Origin of the sequence: Desulfonatronovibrio magnus (assembly GCF_000934755.1) — a bacterium.
Taxonomy (GTDB): Bacteria; Desulfobacterota; Desulfovibrionia; order Desulfovibrionales; family Desulfonatronovibrionaceae; genus Desulfonatronovibrio; species Desulfonatronovibrio magnus.
Map to the genome: position 1 here is coordinate 1 of NZ_JYNP01000132.1, position 2669 is coordinate 2669.

Annotated in this window: 2 protein-coding genes and 2 pseudogenes; all 4 read right to left on the reverse strand. The window is 41.9% G+C overall.

Annotated features, from left to right (window positions below; translation table 11 throughout):
- Positions 1 to 120: 120 nt before the first annotated feature.
- Positions 121 to 669 (reverse strand): hypothetical protein, encoded by a 549-nt coding sequence (locus LZ23_RS11650; protein WP_045214377.1) that lies wholly within the window; start codon positions 667 to 669, stop codon positions 121 to 123.
- A 36-nt stretch (positions 670 to 705) separates the two neighbouring features.
- The gene (locus tag LZ23_RS11655; RefSeq protein ID WP_045214379.1) at positions 706 to 1815 is read right to left on the reverse strand and encodes a helix-turn-helix domain-containing protein; all 1110 of its coding nucleotides are present in this window, start codon (positions 1813 to 1815) and stop codon (positions 706 to 708) included.
- A 189-nt stretch (positions 1816 to 2004) separates the two neighbouring features.
- Positions 2005 to 2235, reverse strand: a pseudogene (locus LZ23_RS11660) (hypothetical protein); the annotation flags it as partial.
- 173 nt (positions 2236 to 2408) lie between these two features.
- Positions 2409 to 2669: pseudogene (locus LZ23_RS24670) on the reverse strand (Rpn family recombination-promoting nuclease/putative transposase); the annotation flags it as partial.

The following is a 2669-nucleotide window of genomic DNA, read 5'->3' on the forward strand; positions in this document are numbered from 1 at the left end:
TCAAAACGTAAAGAAAAAACAGGCGGGGTGGGGCTGGATATTGCGGGGTACTGGCAACATAACTAAACTGGCAACATAATGTCCCCACTTTCTTTCGATGATAGAAAAGTGAACTGTGGATCATGGACCTGGGTAACTTCGTCCGGTAATCTTTTTGAACATGCTCTTAGCTTTAGGGGGCTGAGGTCTCTCATTGGTGATAGCCCACTCCTCTAAAACTCGGTGTTTAGAATCGTCCCATTCAAAAAGATTTTTCTTAAGCCAAGCAACTATCAATTCTAAAGGACTTAAGTTGCCTTTGAAGTCATCTGAGAATTCTTGTGCAGCGAAATCTATCATATCTTGGTCGCCAGTCGAGATAGCATGGCCTTTTGATAAAGCATAGGAAACAACTTCTTTGTCTACAGCACTGAGATCAAAGAGTCGGTCAGTTTTTTCATTGACAACACCATTTTCAATCATTTGCTTTACTAGTTTTAGTAAGAGGATATATTCATCATCCTGCATGGCATTTGATGTAGCAGGGATGACATATGCTCGATATTCTGAACGCCAAGGGTACTTTGATTTGAATTTTTGTGTACCAGTGAACTCTTTGGCAACATTTGGGATGGTAAATGCTCCATACTCTGGGTCGGAAAACATTTTGGGGGCGATTCTGATAAGCATCAGTATAGAGCATGTGTCGCAAAGTATAACCACACTTTACCCCACGGACTTTATGCGAACAAGTTCAGCTTTAACCTCAATAGCGTCTATCTCGCTGTCTATTGAAAGGAGTTCGCACAATCTGCGGGTACTTAATTTATCGCTCTGCTCGATCACATGCCCTAAGTATATAGGACTTACTTTTTCCCAAAGCTCAACATAACCTCGTGCATCTTTAGTTTTAAAGAGGATCTCTCGCATAGTGGGAGATCCTTTTCTTAATTTGGTCTCTACGCGGTAGAGGTTATCTCCAAAGTCGGGCAATTCAGCCCCAATCCTCTTTTGAATTGCATGCATTGTATGATGATTTTTTTTAGCAAATCTTGCTAATTGAGACAGTTGGTCATTCTTGTTCAAGCCTTGAATTGTTTCAAGTACGAAGGAAAAATATTCATTAGTTAACTGAGCATGGCTTGCAACCTCATCACAGAAAGACTCCTCTGCGCTGTCATATAAAAGGGAATCCTTGTAAGCATCGCTTTCATCTCGAATTGAGTGAATAGCTTCATGGAGGATGGAAAATATAAAATCAAAAGCCTTTGTTTTAAAATTTACAAAAACAACCCTATGGTTGTTTATCTTAGTATAAAATGCATAGGCTTTTATTTTTTCATGAAAATCAGAAAATATAAGATTAACGCCTAGATTTTTCAGAAGGGTGAGGATGTGATGGAAATTCATCGGGGCGTCATTTTCGACACCACTAAGCTTTCTTAGGGAAGAAGAAGCTTTAGATATTTCAGCTTCAGTTTTGTTGTAGATTCTTAGGCTTTGCACAAGGCCGGGATCAGAAGCTTCTCTAAATAGCAATTCATATCCTGCAGCAAGGTCTTTGGCTTTTTCCTGCATAGAGTCAGTCAGCTTTGCTGTTTTTCGAGCACGGTGCATGGGTACAGTTATGCGAGAGTCTCTATCCGATGAAAAAAAAGCATCTGGAGCAACCTCAAGTGTCTTACATAGTTTTAATAGATGTCCACCTTTAGGCACTTGGCCTCTCGCCCAATCATTCAGGGCCTGACGGGAAACTCCTACTTGAGCAGCTACGCTTTTAAGTGTGAGCTTCTTCTTTTCTGCCAGTTTTTTGATTTGTTGCCCTTGCCAGCTCATATTGTCGCCCTCCATGTAAACTTTACTTTACGTATGAATTGCCAAAAGTCAAGGAAAAGCTTTATGTCAGGCAAAAAACTTTACGTATTGATCACAGGACATCCCGAACTTAGGGTGGTGTCAGACATGCATCATTAAACTGTCCTGAAATAGTCAACTTAAAGAACCTGTCCCTTATGTTGCGCTCACGTCTTTCCCTCCGATCACTCCGGAATCTGTAAAATACCGGCATCTGTACCTGAACCTCTCAGCACGGCTAATCTTATACCCTTTCATCCTGGCCTTTTCCACGATCTTTTTATCCATGGTCTTGCCTTTACCCGCATCCACAGCGCCAGTCTCGTAAACAAACTGTCTGTACTTGCGAACAATCTCCCTGGGATCAAACTCGTTCCATTCCTTCATGCCAAAGTCTATGGACGAAAATGCAACTCAAAGAACCTGTCCCCACTTTCCCTACTTTGGATGTCAGGTATGCGGAAACAGTTTAGAAGTTAAAAAAGTCGATGTAGCTGGCCAGTTATTATGAAGAATGCATGTAGTCCCAAGCTTTTTATGCAACAATCACATCGGTAATATGCGCAAACAGGAAATTAATCTTCAGCAGCCCTGTCTACCAGCTCTGTAAACTCGCTTAAGGACTCAGTTCTGATGATTTTTCGGGCCAAAATACGAAGGTTATCGATGGACTGGATGGATCTAATTTTGACAGATAGCATCCCCGGAAGTGGACCGTAAAGCTCCGAGGCCTGGTCAATTAAGGTTTCCTGGGTGGCTTCAAGTTTGCCCTTAACTATGCCCTGCTGCTCACCGATAATAAGCCCTTCATGCTTACCCTGCCTAAGCCACTGATC